The organism is Methylocaldum sp. GT1BB (assembly GCF_051027545.1).
Taxonomy (GTDB): Bacteria; Pseudomonadota; Gammaproteobacteria; order Methylococcales; family Methylococcaceae; genus Methylocaldum.
Genome location: NZ_CP194902.1, coordinates 182,525 through 199,171, shown reverse-complemented (window position 1 = coordinate 199,171; position 16,647 = coordinate 182,525). Strand labels below are relative to the sequence as shown.

The 16,647-nt window shown below is 53.9% G+C and carries 13 protein-coding genes; 6 read left to right on the top strand and 7 right to left on the bottom strand.

The genetic code is table 11. The features are described 5' to 3' along the window. Positions 1 to 374: 374 nt before the first annotated feature. From ACR2TX_RS02210 to galU, 3 genes are all read left to right on the top strand, one after another. Entirely contained in the window at positions 375 to 680 is a 306-nt protein-coding gene (locus ACR2TX_RS02210; protein WP_077728369.1) for a ComEA family DNA-binding protein, read from the top strand. 128 nt (positions 681 to 808) lie between these two features. Next, on the top strand, positions 809 to 1,411 hold the full coding sequence (gene cysC / locus ACR2TX_RS02205; protein ID WP_434132392.1) for an adenylyl-sulfate kinase: 603 nt from the start codon (positions 809 to 811) through the stop codon (positions 1,409 to 1,411). Between the two features lie 28 nt (positions 1,412 to 1,439). Continuing rightward, complete coding sequence (galU, locus tag ACR2TX_RS02200) at positions 1,440 to 2,318, top strand: UTP--glucose-1-phosphate uridylyltransferase GalU (RefSeq protein WP_077728368.1); 879 nt, start codon at positions 1,440 to 1,442, stop codon at positions 2,316 to 2,318. 331 nt (positions 2,319 to 2,649) lie between these two features. Here the strand turns inward: galU and ggt are convergent, their stop codons facing one another. The 6 genes from ggt to hrcA form a co-directional block, all read right to left on the bottom strand. Continuing rightward, the gene (gene ggt / locus ACR2TX_RS02195; protein WP_077728367.1) at positions 2,650 to 4,395 is read right to left on the bottom strand and encodes a gamma-glutamyltransferase; all 1,746 of its coding nucleotides are present in this window, start codon (positions 4,393 to 4,395) and stop codon (positions 2,650 to 2,652) included. Between the two features lie 34 nt (positions 4,396 to 4,429). Continuing rightward, positions 4,430 to 5,236 (bottom strand): 4-hydroxy-tetrahydrodipicolinate reductase, encoded by an 807-nt coding sequence (gene dapB, locus ACR2TX_RS02190; protein ID WP_434131042.1) that lies wholly within the window; start codon positions 5,234 to 5,236, stop codon positions 4,430 to 4,432. Between the two features lie 83 nt (positions 5,237 to 5,319). Further along, on the bottom strand, positions 5,320 to 6,462 hold the full coding sequence (dnaJ, locus tag ACR2TX_RS02185) for a molecular chaperone DnaJ (RefSeq protein WP_077728365.1): 1,143 nt from the start codon (positions 6,460 to 6,462) through the stop codon (positions 5,320 to 5,322). Between the two features lie 223 nt (positions 6,463 to 6,685). After that, entirely contained in the window at positions 6,686 to 8,614 is a 1,929-nt protein-coding gene (gene dnaK, locus ACR2TX_RS02180) for a molecular chaperone DnaK (protein ID WP_077728364.1), read from the bottom strand. 76 nt (positions 8,615 to 8,690) lie between these two features. Beyond that, positions 8,691 to 9,308, bottom strand: coding sequence for a nucleotide exchange factor GrpE (gene grpE, locus ACR2TX_RS02175; RefSeq protein ID WP_077728363.1), 618 nt, complete (start codon positions 9,306 to 9,308; stop codon positions 8,691 to 8,693). Positions 9,309 to 9,393: 85 nt separating this feature from the next. After that, on the bottom strand, positions 9,394 to 10,452 hold the full coding sequence (gene hrcA / locus ACR2TX_RS02170) for a heat-inducible transcriptional repressor HrcA (RefSeq protein ID WP_077728362.1): 1,059 nt from the start codon (positions 10,450 to 10,452) through the stop codon (positions 9,394 to 9,396). A 174-nt stretch (positions 10,453 to 10,626) separates the two neighbouring features. On the opposite strand from hrcA, the gene bfr reads away from it, so the two are divergent. From bfr to recN, 3 genes are read left to right on the top strand one after another with little or no spacing between them, the layout of a single operon-like run. Next, positions 10,627 to 11,091, top strand: a complete 465-nt coding sequence (bfr, locus tag ACR2TX_RS02165; protein WP_077728361.1) for a bacterioferritin — start codon at positions 10,627 to 10,629, stop codon at positions 11,089 to 11,091. A gap of 60 nt (positions 11,092 to 11,151) precedes the next feature. Next, the gene (locus ACR2TX_RS02160) at positions 11,152 to 12,036 is read left to right on the top strand and encodes an NAD(+) kinase (protein WP_077728360.1); all 885 of its coding nucleotides are present in this window, start codon (positions 11,152 to 11,154) and stop codon (positions 12,034 to 12,036) included. Positions 12,037 to 12,038: 2 nt separating this feature from the next. Continuing rightward, complete coding sequence (gene recN, locus ACR2TX_RS02155) at positions 12,039 to 13,727, top strand: DNA repair protein RecN (RefSeq protein WP_434131040.1); 1,689 nt, start codon at positions 12,039 to 12,041, stop codon at positions 13,725 to 13,727. Between the two features lie 163 nt (positions 13,728 to 13,890). Here the strand turns inward: recN and ACR2TX_RS02150 are convergent, their stop codons facing one another. Beyond that, entirely contained in the window at positions 13,891 to 16,470 is a 2,580-nt protein-coding gene (locus ACR2TX_RS02150; RefSeq protein WP_434131038.1) for an Rne/Rng family ribonuclease, read from the bottom strand. Positions 16,471 to 16,647: the final 177 nt, after the last annotated feature.

Genomic DNA, 16,647 nt, shown 5'->3' with positions numbered 1-16,647 from the left:
GTGTAAGTCCTTCCTCACAAAAATTGCCATCCAGCCGTGACGTGCTCCGACGTGCATTGCTGCACTGGGATCGTCTGGGTCCGGCGACAAGTCAATCTTGGAAAGTGCAGTGGAATGCGCTGGAGTGTCAGCAACCACGCCTATCAACTGCCTTGAAGGTGTCTATGAGAACGCCTCCAATACTGTCCGCTTCGGCAGTAACAGAACCCAAGCGCTGCTTTCATCGGTCTCTCATCTGTAAAGCACTGCCTAAATGACTTGTCGGCAAAAGCTTACGCAAAAATCCGAAAATTCCTACAGTAATTTCAATTGCATATGCGGCATCGACTGCTAGCTTTAAGCTTGCAACATATTTGCAACCTACAGGAGCCGTCATGTTGAAGCTTAGGAAAGTTATATTTGCATTAATGCTTTTTAGCTGTGCGTGGTGCGTATCAGCTGAACCAGTAGATATTAATTCCGCTACGGCCGACCAGCTTGCCCAAAGTTTAAACGGTGTAGGCAAGGCAAAAGCGGAAGCGATTATTCAGGATCGTGAAAAAAACGGCAAATTTAAGTCGGCGGATGATTTGGCGCGTGTCAAAGGAATTGGCACCGCGACAATCGAAAAGAACCGCGACAAGATTACTGTCGGCGCTGAAGCACCAAATTCGGCAGCGGCATCTGCCAAGGCCAAATAATCAAAAATCGACTATCGATTCCGAAAGGCTCCTTCGTGGAGCCTTTTTTTTGAAAAATAAATTTCCATCCTTGGTGAGCGCCATCGAACTCAAGGCTAAAATACTCGAGGGAATTAAAACGAGTGAAAGTGATTTCTATGAGTTCAAACATCGTATGGCACAACGCGTCCGTAACACGAGAAAAGCGAGAGCGGCTTAATGGGCACAAAAGCTTTATTTTATGGTTTACCGGCCTTTCCGGGGCCGGTAAATCGACCTTGGCTCATCGTGTCGAAGAGCTGCTGTTCGAACGGGGATGTCGTACCTACGTGTTCGATGGCGATAACGTACGGCATGGACTTTGCTCTGATTTAGCGTTCAGTATAGAAGACAGACGGGAAAATATCCGCCGCATCGGCGAGATGAGTAAGCTGTTCATCGATGCAGGCGTTATTGCTCTGACGGCTTTTATATCCCCGTTTCGACGGGACCGACAAATGGTGAGATCGCTAGTCGGTGAGGGAGATTTCATCGAAGTTTACTGCGATGCATCGGTAGAGGTGTGCGAAAATCGTGACGTCAAAGGTTTGTATAAGAGGGCTCGACTTGGCGAAATTCCTGATTTTACAGGCATCTCTTCTCCGTACGAGGAGCCAGAAAATCCTGAAATTACCTTACATTCAGGTGTCGACTCTTTGGATACATGTGCTCAGATAGTGCTTCGATATCTCGAGGATAAACACAAGATTTAATTTGGTTGAGTAAAGAGCAAAGCAAACAATGAAGAGGATTGTAAGAAAAGCAGTTTTTCCGGTTGCCGGCCTAGGAACGCGATTTCTTCCAGCCACTAAGGCGAGCCCGAAAGAAATGTTGCCTATTGTAGACAAGCCATTGATCCAATATGCCGTGGAAGAAGCGGTTGCGGCCGGGGTCGACGTCATGGTGTTCATTACTAGCCGGACGAAAAGGGCAATTTCAGATCATTTCGACAAGGCCTACGAACTTGAAACCGAGCTGGCCAACCGCGGTAAGTCGGAGATCTTGCGGATTGTTCAAAACATCGTCCCGCCCCATGTCACTTGCGTTTACATTCGCCAAGCGGAAGCCCTGGGCTTGGGGCACGCAGTCAATTGTGCGCGGGCTGTGATTGGAGATGAACCCTTCGCCGTGTTGCTGGCTGACGACATGATCGACGATGGGCATACCGGCTGTCTGTCGCAGATGGTTAAAATCTTCGACGAATGGCAGTGTTCGGTACTGGGAGTTGAGAGGATCGCTCCTTCGGAAACTCAAAGCTACGGCATCGTTAAAGCTAATCTGATTCAAGACAACATTGGAAAGTTGGAGCAAATCGTCGAGAAACCGAAGCCAGAAAATGCACCTTCGAATTTGGCGGTAGTTGGTCGGTACATTTTAACCCCTGCCATTTTTGACAAACTCGATAACGTGGCTAAAGGGGCCGGCGGCGAAATTCAACTTACCGATGCTATTGCGATGCTGCTGCACGAGGAACCGGTTCTAGCTTATGAATTCCATGGTAAACGTTATGACTGCGGTTCAAAGCTCGGATATTTGATCGCAACGGTAGAGCAGGGCCTGAAACATCCAGAACTGAGTGATAGCTTCAAGGACTATTTGACCACTCTCAAGTTGTCGTAGTAGCGCCTGAAGGGTGTCACCGGGCGGATGGAGTTCCCATACGCGGAAGTAGGGGAGGGTCTAGGTAAGGTCGGACATCTAAAATCAGTGCATCGTCCGCGCGATTTTTTACGAACTCAGACGTCGCGCGTTGTACGGCCCGATGCTAAGCTTTGAGGTGAGCGTGGCGGTCGAGTGATCTCTCTCGACCGCCAAGACTTAAACAATGCTTCGTACGCGCAATTGACCACTCAAATATAGAGAGCGCTGCGCGAACGCGCGTCAATGCAGTGTCGGAGAAAGCGACGCATAGGTCCAGTTAACGCAAGTCCTCGGAAAACAGCGAAACACTCTATTTCAGTTTGGCCAAGCCTTCGCCTCGCGGATCGCTGGCGGCGTAAACCCGATTAATGCTCTTGTCCCAGAGAACCGATTGCATGTCACCGTAGCGGCGATCGATGGGTTTCAACTCATGACCCCTTTTCTTAAGTTCCACTTGCTCCTCCTCGGTTAGGCCGCCGGGTTCATATTGGATAACATCCGGTAGATATTGATGGTGAAATCGAGGAATGGACACCCAAGAATCCGGTGTGTGGCCTTCGGCGAAATCCAAAACGGCTAGCAGTACCATGGAGACGATACGGCTTCCGCCGGGGGTTCCGATCATGCCTATGCGATGCTGGTCCTCAACAAACGTCGGCGTCATGCTGGACAGCATCCGTTTACCGGGTGCAATGGTGTTAGCCTCACCGCCTACCAATCCGTAAACGTTGCTTGAGCCGGGATGAGCGGCAAAATCATCCATCTCGTCGTTCAGCAATACGCCGGTGCCAGGAGGCATAAATCCGGAGCCAAAAGGATAGTTGACGCTTAGAGTGGCGGCGACACGATTGCCTTCCCTGTCTAGAACGGAAAAATGAGTGGTGTTTTCGCCATCCGGCTCAGGGGCGTTGAACTGACTTAAATACAGACTCGGGAGTGCTCGGCTCGGGTGTATCGCCGCGCGTAAACCGGCGGCATAATTCGGGCTGAGTAACCGACGTAACGGCATCATTACGAAATCGGGATCACCCAGGAATCGCTCGCGGTCGTGATAGGCGCGCCGCATGGCTTCGACTATGAGATGCTTGCGGGTAGTGCTGTCGACGGCTTTCAGATCGTAGCCGGACAATATGTTCAGGATTTCGATCAAGCCGATCCCGCCCGCGGAAGGCGGTGGTGGCGCGGTTATGCGTATTCCACGGTAGAAGCCTTGAACGGGCTCCCGCTCGACTACACGATAATCGGACAAGTCTTGTACGGTCCAAATGCCGCCGGCACTTCGGACGCCTTCGACTAATCTTTTCGCGGTATCGCCGTTATAAAAGCCGATCTTGCCGGATTCGCCGAGCTGCGTGAGCGTATTCGCGAGTTCCTTTTGCTTCAAAAGCGCACCGGGCTCGGGCATTTTCCCATTGACTAGAAAAACGTTGGCTGCTGCTTTCGACCTGCGCAATACGTCGGCGCGAAATGACAGTAGTCGACAATGACGTTCACTTATGGGAAACCCGTCTTCGGCATAGCGAATAGCCGGCGCTAAGTCGCTAGAGAGTGGGAGCCGTCCGTAATTCCGGGCAAGATGCACGAGCGCAGCCGGCATGCCTGGAATGCCCGCAGAAAGAGCTCCGTTGACTGATTTGTTGGGCACGGCTTTTCCTTCGTCATCGAGGTACATGTCGGGCCGGGCCGCCAAGGGAGCCCGCTCTCGACCGTCCAGCATCACCGTTTTGCCGTCGGACGCTCGATGAAGAAGCCAAAAGCCGCCACCGCCGAGCCCCGATCCCGCAGGTTCGACCACTGCGAGTGCTGCACTGATGGCCACCGCGGCATCGAACGCATTACCGCCCTTATCCAGAATTTCAAAACCGGCTTCCGTGGCGAGCGGGTGCGCGCTGGCGATGGCAGCTTGTGGCGGAGCAGCCGTCGCTACCGGCAAGAAAAAGATAAGGCAGAAAGTGAGCCGGATTAGCCGCGGCTTAAGAAACGACCTGCTAAGAAGTTTAAGCGTGTTGACTTGGCGGTTGACCCATGGAGAGTACGGACGGAATCGACTGTCCATTACCTAATTGTCACGTTAAGGCGAAGGTAAGCCGTTAGGCCTTGAGCCCCAGTACGTCCTGCATGTCGTAAATGCCCGGCGTTTTGTCCATAAGCCAAATGGCGGCGCGCATGGCTCCCTTGGCAAAGGTCATGCGGCTGGTCGCGTTATGGGTAATTTCGACGCGCTCGCCTTCGTCGGCGAACATCACGGTATGTTCGCCCACGATATCGCCAGCCCGAATCACGGAAAAGCCTATCGTTTTGGGATCGCGTTCCCCGGTGTAGCCTTCCCGTCCATGGACGGCGCATTCGCGCAGATCTCGGCCGAGTGCGGCGGCCACGACCTCGCCCATACGTAATGCCGTCCCGGAGGGGGCATCCACTTTATGCCTGTGATGGGCCTCGATGATCTCGATATCGGTTTGCTCGCCGATGACCTTCGCAGCGATTTCCAACAGTTTGAGGCAAAGATTTACCCCTACGCTCATGTTCGGTGCTAGTACGAGCGGTATCGTAAGTGCGATATGTTCGATATCCGCTTTCTGTTCAGGCGTGAAGCCAGTCGTACCGATAACGAGTCGTTTACCGTGCTCCCGACACACCGCGAGATGTTCCATGGTTGCCTCGGGACGGGTGAAGTCGACGACGACATCGAGGTCCGAGATGACGCGGCTCAGGTCGTCGACCACCGGGATGTTGAGCTTCGACAGTCCGGCAAGCTCTCCGGCGTCCTTCCCCGTTTCGGGGCTGCCTTTTCTCTCCACCGCGGCTGTCAGGAGCATTCCGTTGGTGTCGAGGCAGGCGCGTATCAAGGCTTGTCCCATGCGACCAGCGGCTCCGACGATTCCAACTTTGATCATTATGGTTTTCCTGAGATATGGCTTTGGTATTTTCGTGTCGATCAGTGGCCTTGCGGCGTTTCGATAATCCGGCAATCCGGCAATTAAAGCCCGAGTTTGTCGAAAAACTGTTTCACTCCGTCGAGCCAGCCATGCGCTTGTGGACTGTGATGACTGCCGCCCCCGCTCAGGGAGTCGTCCAGTTTCTTGATCAACTCGATCTGGTCCTTATTGAGATGTACCGGCGTTTCGATACGGACTCGGCACAACAGATCGCCCTGCGGGCCGCCGCGCACCGGTTTTACCCCTTTGCCGCGCAGCCGGAACAGCCGGCCGGTTTGGGTTTCCGCGGGAATCTTAAGTACCACTTTGCCATCGAGCGTTGGAACCTCCAGTTCGCCGCCCAAACAAGCGGTCGGGAAGCTGATCGGAACCTCACAATAGAGATTGGCACCATCCCGGGTAAAAATCGGGTGCTCTTTAACGGAGATTTGTACGTACAAGTCGCCCGGTGGTCCTCCGCTTTCTCCCGCTTCGCCTTCGCCGGCCAAACGGATACGATCCCCCGTGTCCACACCTGGCGGGATCTTGACTGATAGCGTTTTGGTTTCCTGAACACGTCCCTGCCCGTGACAGACGCGACAAGGATCCTTTATTTGCTGGCCCGTACCGTGACAGGTCGGGCAGGTTTGCTGCACGGCGAAGAAGCCTTGCTGCATGCGGATGGCGCCATGGCCCTGGCAAGTAGAGCAGGTCGTGGGTCCCGTGCCCTTCTTGGCGCCGGTGCCATTGCATTCGTCACAAGTTACGAAGGTCGGTACGCGGATCTTGACTTCGGTGCCCGCGACCGCTTCCTCGAGGGTGATCTCCAGGTTATAGCGAAGATCGGCACCGCGTTGCACGCGACTGCCCCGTCTTCGGCCTGTCGCACCGCCACCGAAGATATCACCAAAGACATCACTGAAGATGTCGCTGAAACTTTCGCCGGTAAAGCCGAACCCACCGGCTGCGCCCATGGATGGATCAACTCCGGCATGGCCGAATTGATCATAAGCGGAACGCTTCTTCGGATCGGAAAGCACATCGTAGGCTTCCTTGATCTTTTTGAACTGCTCTTCCGCTTTCGGATTGTCGCGGTTGCGATCTGGATGATATTTCATCGCTAAGCGGCGAAAGCTCTTTTTGATGTCGCTATCGCTCGCGTTTCGCGCCACGCCTAAAAGTTCGTAATAATCTTCTTTCGCCATAACATAAAGAGCCGCAGGGCTTTGCCTGCGGCTAAGTTGGAGTCAATGCGCAGGACGCATCAAACTTGCCCGAAATACTCAGGCGTTAATTCCTCGCCACCTTCCCTCACCCGAAAGCTCGACTGCTTTACGCATAAACTTAGGAGAGGAGGGCGGATGAGCAGAGCAGTTTGCTTCCGCTCATCTGCATTCATGGCACAGTGCCAAACCGAGCGATAAGGCCTTATTTCCGATCCTCTTTCACTTCTTCGAATTCGGCATCGACGACATCTTCGCCTGCCTTGGCTTCCGTCGGTTGTTCGGTTTCAGCGCCGGGCGAACCAGCTGTCTCGCCTTTCTGTGCGTATAAGCGTTCCGCCAGTTTACCCGAAAGCTCGGTCAGATGTTCAGTCTTTCGCTCGATTTCCGCCTTATCGTCACCGTTCATGGCGGTCTTCAATTCACTAATCGCACCTTCGATTTTGCTGCGCTCGTCGCTTTCCACTTTATCGCCAAGTTCGTGCAGCGTCTTGTTCGTTGCATGGATCATGGCGTCTGCGTTATTGCGCGCAGTTACCAGTTCGTGCAGTTTCTTGTCTTCTTCGGCATGCAGTTCCGCATCCTTGACCATACGCTTGATCTCGTCCTCGGTCAGGCCGCTGGAGGCGGTGATGCGGATCGATTGCTGCTTGCCAGTAGCTTTGTCCTTGGCCGACACGTGCAGGATGCCGTTGGCGTCGATATCGAAAGTCACTTCGACCTGCGGTATGCCGCGCGGAGCCGGCGGGATGTCGGTCAGATCGAATTTGCCGAGAGACTTGTTGTCTTTCGCCATTTCACGTTCGCCCTGCAGGACGTGAATCGTAACCGCGGTTTGGTTGTCCTCGGCCGTCGAGAAGACCTGCCCGGTTTTGGTGGGGATGGTGGTGTTCTTCTCGATCAGCTTGGTCATGACGCCGCCCAAGGTCTCGATGCCTAGAGACAACGGAGTGACGTCCAGCAGCAGTACGTCTTTGACCTGTCCACCTAGAACGCCGCCTTGGATCGCCGCACCGAGCGCCACCGCTTCATCCGGATTGACGTCCTTGCGAGGCTCTTTGCCGAAGATGTCCTTCACGAAATCCTGAACTTTCGGCATGCGCGTCTGCCCACCGACGAGGATAACCTCGTTGATTTCGCTGGGCTTGAGGCCAGCATCCTTGAGCGCGGTTTCGCACGGGCCTTTTGTCTTCAAGATCAGATCCTCGACCAAGGATTCGAGCTTGGCACGGGTAAGCTTCATATTGAGATGCTTGGGCCCGCTCGCATCGGCCGTGACGTAGGGCAGGTTGATGTCGGTCTGCTGGCTCGAAGACAGCTCGATCTTCGCCTTTTCCGCCGCTTCCTTCAGGCGTTGCAGAGCCAACGGATCATTGTGCAGGTCGATGCCGTTCTCTTTTTTAAACTCGTCGCAGATGTAATCGATGATGCGCAGGTCGAAGTCTTCGCCGCCAAGATGGGTGTCGCCGTTGGTGGAAAGTACTTCAAACTGATGCTCACCGTCGACTTCGGCAATTTCGATGATGGAAATATCGAACGTACCGCCGCCGAGATCGTAGACCGCAACTTTGATGTCTCCGTGCTTTCTGTCCAGACCGAAGGCCATGGCTGCGGCGGTCGGCTCATTGATGATGCGCTTGACATCGAGCCCAGCAATGCGGCCGGCGTCTTTCGTTGCTTGGCGTTGGGAGTCGTTAAAGTACGCGGGTACGGTGATGACCGCCTCTTTGATCTCCTCGCCGAGAAACGCTTCGGCGTCCTTTTTCAGCTTCATCAATACGCGTGCCGAAATTTCCGGAGGGGCCATTTTTTTGCCGTTGACTTCGACCCACGCGTCGCCGTTATCGGCTTCGACAATCTTGTACGGCACAAGATGTATGTCTTTTTGAACCACAGAATCCTTGAAGCGGCGTCCGATAAGCCGCTTTATGGCATATAAGGTATTCTTGGGATTGGTGATCGCCTGCCGCTTAGCGGACTGCCCGACCAGTACCTCGTTATCGGCCGTAAAGGCCACGACCGAGGGGGTGGTGCGAGCGCCTTCGGCATTTTCGATGACGCGCGGTTTGCCCCCTTCAAGAATGGCCACACAGGAATTGGTGGTGCCCAAATCGATGCCAATAATCTTCGCCATTTAATTCTCCAAATTAATCAATAGCTTGTGGGTTAGGTGTGGGTTTAGCGTTAATATGGGGGCGCCAAGGCTGATTTCAAGCTTGCTCGTCGATGCGCGTGGATTCTGCGGCGGCTTGGGCAATAACCACCATGGCCGGACGTAACAGGCGATCATGGAGGAGATATCCTTTTTGGAAAACTTTTACCACCGTATTGGGCTCGATATCAGTGGTCGGTTGCATCGCCATGGCCTGGTGTAAGTCCGGATTGAACTTTTCGCCTATGGGATCCACTGCTCGGACGCTGAATTTTTCCAGTACCGAATTCAGCTGCTTTAGCGTGAGCTCCATGCCTTCGCGCAATTTCACCACATCCGAGGTCTCTCCGACGGCCGCTTGCAGCCCGAGTTCGAGGCTATCGACCACGGTCAATAGCTCCTTCGAAAATTTCTCCAGAGCATATTTATTGGCATTCTGGAGTTCTTTTTCCGAGCGTCGGCGCAAATTCTCCAACTCGGCCTGGGTGCGTACGAATTTGTCCCAATTCTCCTCCGCTCGGCGAGTTGCTTCGGTCAATTGCTGTGCAAGTTGCTCGATCGGCGTTGGTTCGACAACACCTTCTTCCGTTGTGATTGCCGTGTCGACAGAAGCGGCTTGTTCCGCTTGATCTGGCGCCTTTGGCGCCGATTCGGGCGAAGCCTGGTCTTTGCTCATATAACTGCTCCTCAACGAAAAATAATGAGCCCGTGTGCCTATGCACGCACACAGGTCGACGATTTCTACCAATATGGGTTAAGAATTAAGATGGGGTCAGCGATTTTTGATTCAAGGCGGCCCCCAACAATTTCGCGGTAATGTCAACCAAAGGAATGACCCGCTCATACGCCATGCGGGTGGGGCCGATAACGCCGAGTACGCCTACCGCCTCGCCATTGAGAGAGTAAGAGGCGGTTACCAGGCTGCACTGATCCAGCGCACGATAGCCGGATTCCTCGCCTATAAAGATCTTGACGCCGGGGGTTTCTAGGCAACGGTCTAGTAGATGGACTAAGTCTTCCTTCTGATGAAACGTTTCGAATAAGGAACGGAGCCGCTCCATATTGGCCAAATCGGCAAAATCCATCAGATTGATTTCGCCGGTTAGCACAAACGGGTTCCGACGTTTTCCTTTATCCTTAAGTGCCAAATCCGCGATTTCAGCCGCATCAATAATTTCCTGGCTTAAACGATTCCGCATTTCCTGCAAGTCGTTAAATAGACTCTCGCGGATCGCAGTTAGATCCTTGCCTGCATAGGTTGAATTGAGGAAATTTGCTGCCGCTTGCAAATCGGCAGGCGTGAACTGACGGGGTGAGTGAATGATCTTGTTGTGGACTTCCTGTTCGTTAGTGACCAGGATGACCAGCAAGCGTTGACCGGACAGCGGGATAAATTCGATGTGTCTGAAGGTGACTATCTCCCTGCGCGGCAACATCACGAGGCCCGCCATATGGGTTACTTCCGAGAGGACGCGAGAGGCGGCTTCGAGCAAATCGTCGGGATCTTCCTGAGTATTCAGGTCCTGGCGGAGCTGTCGGATGATGTCTTGCTGCAAAGGTTTGATGGTCAGCAAGGTATCAACAAAAAAACGGTAGCCGGTTACCGTCGGCATGCGTCCCGCTGACGTATGTGGCGATGTGATCAGCCCTATGTCTTCGAGATCCGCCATGATGTTGCGGATCGTCGCCGGGCTTAAATTCAAGCCGGTGTCGCGCGCTAAAGCCCGCGAACCAACCGGCTGGCCTTCGCCGATATAACGCTCCACCAGCACTTTAAGCAAGTGTTGGGCTCGCTCGCTCAATTGGGGATATTTAGGCACCGGTATCCTCGAATGGTGGGGGTTTTAGCACTCGAGACCATCGAGTGCTAAAAAGTTAGCAACCCCTAGATAATGTGTCAAGAAGCTCATACCATATCGAGCAAAGCGGCGTCTAATTAGGTGTAAATCTTAGGTCACCACATGGCGAACGCTTCCATATCCAAGGAGAGAATTATGCAAGGCGACTCGACGGTTATCGATTATCTTAATCGCGTGCTGGGCAACGAACTGATCGGCATCAACCAGTATTTTCTTCATGCGAGAATGTACAGGAACTGGGGGTTGGGCGAGCTCGACAAGCACGAATATGATGAATCTATCGGTAAGATGAAGCGTGCCGACAAGTTGATCGAGCGTATTTTGTTTCTTGAAGGATTGCCAAACTTGCAGGATTTGGGGCATTTGAAGATCGGAGAAAATCCGGAGGAAATGCTCGGCTGCGACCTTCAGTTGGAACTTCAAAGCGTATCTTTGCTGCGCGAAGCGGTCGAGTTTTGTGAAAAGGCCGGAGATTATGTCTCCCGAGATCTTCTGGAAGAGATACTCGAAGATGAGGAAGAGCAGGTCGACTGGCTTGAAACGCAGGCGGAGTTGATTCGGAAAATCGGCCTGCAGAACTATTTGCAGTCTCAGATGTAAGCTGCGGTACCGGTCAGCCCCATTTACAGTGACGCGGGACGCTCGCGGCTTCAGAAACATATGCCATCCATTTTCCGGAACGTAGCCCTAATCGGGAAGCCCGATGCGCCACGCATAGCCGAAACCCTTTCCTCGCTTTACGGACATCTTACCGGGAGATGCCTGCGTGTTTTGGTGCAACGGGACTGCGCTCATTTCGTAGCCGATTCTTCGCCGGAAACGTGTACCGTTGCCGAAATAGGCCAGTGCTGCGATCTCGCAATTGTGGTTGGCGGCGATGGCACACTTTTATCCGCCGCGCGTGTTCTCGCGCAGTTCGAGATTCCATTGATTGGGGTCAATCTGGGGCGATTGGGGTTCCTGGTCGATATTTCTCCGTCGGACGCCGGAGCGAAGCTCGATGAAATTCTTGACGGACGCTACAGTGCCGATGAGCGCTTTCTGTTGCGGGCGAAAATTTTTCGCAACGGTCATGTGATATACGAGCAGACGGCGGTTAACGAAGTAGTCGTGCATAGCGGGAATGCCGCCAGCATGATCGAGATTGAGGCATCGATCAACGGCGTTTTTCTGAATTCGCAACGCTCTGATGGGCTTATCGCGTCAACTCCCACGGGCTCTACGGCTTACGCCCTGTCGGCTGGAGGTCCGATTCTTTATCCCACGCTTAAGGCTATCGTATTAGCGCCGATCAATCCCCATACCTTGTCTAATCGTCCGATCGTGGTGGATGACGACAGCGTAATCGAAATTGCCTTCCGTCCCAGCAAACAATTCAAAGCTCAGGTCGTTTGCGACAATGTGTCGTTTCCTGATGTCGAAATAGAGGATCGCATCGAGATTCGAAGAGAACCTAAGACTTTTCGCATTCTTCATCCGCTTGACTATGATTTCTTTGAGATTCTCAGAGCGAAGCTCAACTGGAGCTCCGGTTATCGAAGCTGACTATGCTTGTCCACCTCAGCATCAGAGATTTGGCCGTCGTCCGATCACTCGATCTGGAGTTTGAGCGCGGATTGACCGTGCTAACCGGCGAGACCGGCGCCGGGAAATCGATATTATTAACTGCTTTGGGGTTGGCTTTGGGCGAGCGTGCCGATTCGGGGTTCATCCGCCCCGGGGCTGCGCGCGCCGAGATCAGTCTTTCGTTCGGCTTGGAGGATGCTGCAGATGCGCGTCGCTGGCTCGACGAAAATGAATTATCGGAGGACGGCGAGTGTCTGGTGCGGCGGGTTATCAGTCAAGACGGCCGTTCGAAGGCTTTCGTCAATGGTCGCCCGGTTACCTTGCAAGCCTTGCAGGAGTTGGGTTCCAGCTTGGTCGAGATACACGGCCAGCATGCTCATGTACATCTTCTGAAGGCAGCGGAGCAGCGCCGGTTACTGGATGAAGCCGCTGGGAACGAATCGTTGTTGGTCCAGATCGGCAATCTCTATGATCGTTGGCGAAGTACTCGGTGCGAGCTGGAAAAGCTTACCAATACAGCCAAGGATCAAGCCGCCCGCGAAGAGTTGTTGCGCTACCAAATCGACGAGTTGGAGCAGCACGACATCTCTGGGCTCGATTACCCGGCCCTAGTTGACGAGCATACACTCCTTGCCAATGTTGGCAAAATTCTCACCACCGGTCAGGCGCAGCTCGAACTCCTCTATGAAGATGAAAGTCAATCGGTCAACGCGCGCCTGGCGCAAGCTATCCATGCCCTATCGGATTTGAGCCGGCTGGCTCCCGAACTGGAAGAAACGACCGCTCTCCTAAATGAAGCGCAAGTGCAAGTTAAAGAAGGGGCATTGCAGCTCCGTCGTCAACTGGAGCGGATTGAGGCCGACCCCGGTCGTCTGGACTGGCTTGAACAGCGCCTTGGCGATATCCATCGTTTGGCCCGCAAACACCAGGTCCGGCCGGAAGAATTGCCTGGACTGCTTGATTCGCTACGCTCGGAATTGAACGGTATCGCCCATGGATCGGAAAGAATCGAAGCGTTGGAGTCGGATCTTCGGCAGGTCCTCACGGATTACGGGAAAGTTGCCGATATGTTGTCCCAACGCCGTCGTACGGCCGCTAGCCGGTTACAGTCACGGATCTCGGAGATGATTCAGGAATTGGGCATGCCACAGGGGCAGTTTTTGGTGGATGTGGGTACCGAGAATGCGAAAGAACCGACCCCGTTTGGCCTGGATCAGGCCGAGTTCTTGGTAAGCGCCAACCCGGGATTGCCGCCGCGTCCTTTGGCCAAAGTCGCGTCTGGCGGCGAATTGTCACGCATCAGTCTAGCCATTCAGGTGGCTGCTACCGACTCCAAGACAGTTCCGAGCTTGATATTCGATGAGGTGGATACGGGAATCGGCGGCCGGGTGGCCGAAATCGTCGGTCAAAAACTGCGCGCGCTGGGACAGGGGCGGCAGGTATTTTGCGTGACCCACCTGCCTCAGGTTGCGGCTCAAGGTCATTACCACTTGTTAGTAGAAAAAGTCAGCACCGATGGGGTAACACTATCGACCGTCCGAAAGCTTTCTCGTGAAGAGAGGAAGCAGGAGATTGCGCGTATGCTTGGTGGAATCCGTGTCACCCAGCAAACCTTGGCGCATGCCGAGGAGATGTTGAATAGCCACTTGCAAAGCGAGTTGGAGGTGTGACTGAGCGCTGAAGATTGTTTAAGAAGTGAACTGTACGAGCCATTTGCAGTGCGACAAAGGCCCTCGGATTATACGGTAGATCTAAGACAAACGAAGAAGTTGTCGGGCGGCAGAGCCGCCCGACAAGTTGACTAGCACGCTATTTCTTTCTCCCTGGCCAAAATCACTCCGTGCCACTTTCGACACTCGATTTGTCCGGTACGACAACGGCAGTAGTGCTCCGACTTTCTTCGGCTGGTCGGTGCTCATCGGTGGCTCGGTTGTCATTGGCCGTCGAGACCACTTCACCCGTTTCGCGGCGATTTTCGTGAATACTGTCATCGGGTCCTTCGCTGGACTCACTTCGTTTGGCGCTAAACCTCTTATCTCGTCTGCCGCGCCCCCGGCGTTTGGCCAAGGATCGGCGAGGCGATTTACGCGCTTCGAGACTCAAATCTTCCGCTTCGGTTTCCTCGCTATCATCCGATGGTGAATCAAGCTCAAAGGACCCGATAACCGGCGTACTAACTGAGCTTATGCTTTCGCGCTCGCCCCGAGATTCCTCGGGCGCCCTGGGCCTTGGCAAATGGACCGCAGGAATCTCCGGCTTTTCCTCTTTCTCCAGCGACGGACGGTCTGGTTCGGTTACGATTTGGACCCCATTGTCGGAAACCAGAGCGGACATGATTGTCTCAGTCGGTGCCTCTTCGGTAGGTTTGTACCCAATCGTTTGACGCTCCGGGATCGGGAGATTGGCGTCTTCGATTTTCTCCGGGGCGATCTCTCTAGCTTGGTTTTGCTGGCCGCTACGCGCTAAGCCGGGCTCGCCCCGCCTCGGGCGTCTCCTGCGCGCCCCCCCGCGTCTGGACTGATCTCGGGTTCGCCGGTCACCATTGCCGAATTCCTGTTTCTCCGGAATTGGAGTTCGGGCTTCGATTTCTCTGGTTTCAAGCATTTCCCCGCTCATTGACTGCTGACGCTGTTTGAAGTCGGCTATCCGATGGGGGCGGTGTTGAGCGACTTGTGAGAGTATCGGCTGAGGCTTTTCGACGACAGCTTCCGCTTCGTCCTCAAGTTTGCCGCCGGTCAAAATCGACCAGAACCGCTTTATGAAGCCACCTGCGGCGTGTTTCCCTGCGCTAGTAATCGGAGCCGGATGAGCGGGCAGGAATTCCTTAACGGCAGGCTCCGCGCTGATTGATGCGCTTTCCCTCGTAAATCTGGGGAGCTCGGATTCAGCTGACTTCAGCATCTGATAGCTCGGTTTCCGCTCTCCTTCTTCCTCTGCGCCAGTGCTTCGCACACGCTGGATTTCATACGCCGGCGTCTCAAGATGTTTGGTCGGTATTACGATAACACTAACTAGGTGGCGCTTTTCGATGTCCGCGACAGCCGAGCGCTTTTCGTTGAGAAGGTAGGTAGCCGAATCTACGGGCAGATGCGCGATAACCTTGTCGGTATTTTTTTTCATCGCCTCTTCTTCGATGATACGCAGTACCGAGAGTGCCAACGACTGTACGCTGCGCACGGAGCCTTGGCCGTTACATCGTGGACAGGTGAGCAGGCTGGATTCACCGAGCGACGGTCGGAGGCGCTGACGGGACATCTCGAGCAAGCCAAAACGAGAGATTCGGCCGATTTGTATCCGGGCTCTATCCGCCTTGATCGCGTCACGTAATCGGTTTTCGACGGCCCGCTGATTACGCGCCGCCATCATGTCTATGAAGTCGATCACGAACAAACCGCCCAAATCCCGCAGTCTGAGTTGGCGCGCGATTTCGTCGGCGGCTTCCAAGTTGGTATTTAGCGCTGTTTCTTCGATATCGCCGCCTTTGGTTGCCCGGGCGGAGTTGATGTCGATCGCTGTCAAGGCTTCGCTGTGATCGATTACGATGGCTCCACCGGATGGCAAAGGGACCTCGCGGCTGTAAGCTGTTTCAATCTGGCTTTCGATCTGATAACGACTGAATAGCGGGACTGTGTCTTGGTAAAGCTTTGCCTTTTGGATGAACTGCGGCATGACCTGCTGCAAAAAGCTGCGCACCAGCTTGAAAGTGCCCGCATCATCGATCAGTATCTCGTCGATATCGCCGCGGAGATGATCTCTCAGCGCACGAATGATCACGTTGCTTTCCTGAAAGATTAGGAACGGGGCGGCCTTTTCCTTGGCCGAGCGGTCAATAGCCTCCCACAATTGCAAAAGGTAATTCAGGTCCCATTGAAGTTCTTCGGCTGACTTGCCGCCCCCGGCAGTCCGCACGATAAGCCCCATGCCTTCCGGAATTTGGAGTTGATTCATAACCTCGCGCATGTCGGAACGAATATCGCCCTCGATACGTCGAGAAATGCCGCCGGCGCGCGGATTATTGGGCATTAGCACCAGGTAACTGCCGGCCAGGCTGATGTAAGTCGTTAACGCCGCCCCTTTGCTCCCGCGCTCCTCCTTCTCGACCTGAACTATGACTTCCTGTCCCTCTTTGACTAAATCCTTGATATCCCGGCGGGAAAATTCCTCGTCCAGGGGCTGTCCGAAATAGTTCGGCGTAATTTCCTTGAATGGCAAGAAGCCATGGCGGTCGGCGCCATAATTGACGAAGGCCGCTTCGAGACTGGGTTCAATGCGGGTAATAATACCTTTATAAATGTTGGCTTTTTTCTGTTCTTTGGAAGGGATTTCTATATCAAAGTCGTAAAGTTTTTGTCCGTCCACCAGTGCAACCCGAAGTTCTTCGGGCTGAGTGGCGTTGATTAACATTCTTCTCATCCGGCTGGTCCTTTAGCGGTTCCCCGAAGAAGCGGGCAAGCGGTTTCATGCAGCCATTGTTCTTATCAATCAAAGCGTGTTCTCAATTGACGTGAATGCGCCTATTGCGCTGAAAACCGAATCTTGACGTTGCGAGGGATACCCTGCCTCAATCGGAGGAGGGGGGTTCCATTCTTC

What these genes read in the sequence shown, in the direction of transcription:
- dnaK (WP_077728364.1), bottom strand. Translation starts at nt 8,614, where the DNA reads ATGGCGAAGATTATTGGCATCGATTTGGGCACCACCAATTCCTGTGTG.
- recN (WP_434131040.1), top strand. Translation starts at nt 12,039, where the DNA reads ATGCTTGTCCACCTCAGCATCAGAGATTTGGCCGTCGTCCGATCACTC.
- bfr (WP_077728361.1), top strand. Translation starts at nt 10,627, where the DNA reads ATGCAAGGCGACTCGACGGTTATCGATTATCTTAATCGCGTGCTGGGC.
- ggt (WP_077728367.1), bottom strand. Translation starts at nt 4,395, where the DNA reads ATGGACAGTCGATTCCGTCCGTACTCTCCATGGGTCAACCGCCAAGTC.
- galU (WP_077728368.1), top strand. Translation starts at nt 1,440, where the DNA reads ATGAAGAGGATTGTAAGAAAAGCAGTTTTTCCGGTTGCCGGCCTAGGA.
- grpE (WP_077728363.1), bottom strand. Translation starts at nt 9,308, where the DNA reads ATGAGCAAAGACCAGGCTTCGCCCGAATCGGCGCCAAAGGCGCCAGAT.
- dnaJ (WP_077728365.1), bottom strand. Translation starts at nt 6,462, where the DNA reads ATGGCGAAAGAAGATTATTACGAACTTTTAGGCGTGGCGCGAAACGCG.
- ACR2TX_RS02150 (WP_434131038.1), bottom strand. Translation starts at nt 16,470, where the DNA reads ATGAGAAGAATGTTAATCAACGCCACTCAGCCCGAAGAACTTCGGGTT.
- ACR2TX_RS02160 (WP_077728360.1), top strand. Translation starts at nt 11,152, where the DNA reads ATGCCATCCATTTTCCGGAACGTAGCCCTAATCGGGAAGCCCGATGCG.
- dapB (WP_434131042.1), bottom strand. Translation starts at nt 5,236, where the DNA reads ATGATCAAAGTTGGAATCGTCGGAGCCGCTGGTCGCATGGGACAAGCC.
- ACR2TX_RS02210 (WP_077728369.1), top strand. Translation starts at nt 375, where the DNA reads ATGTTGAAGCTTAGGAAAGTTATATTTGCATTAATGCTTTTTAGCTGT.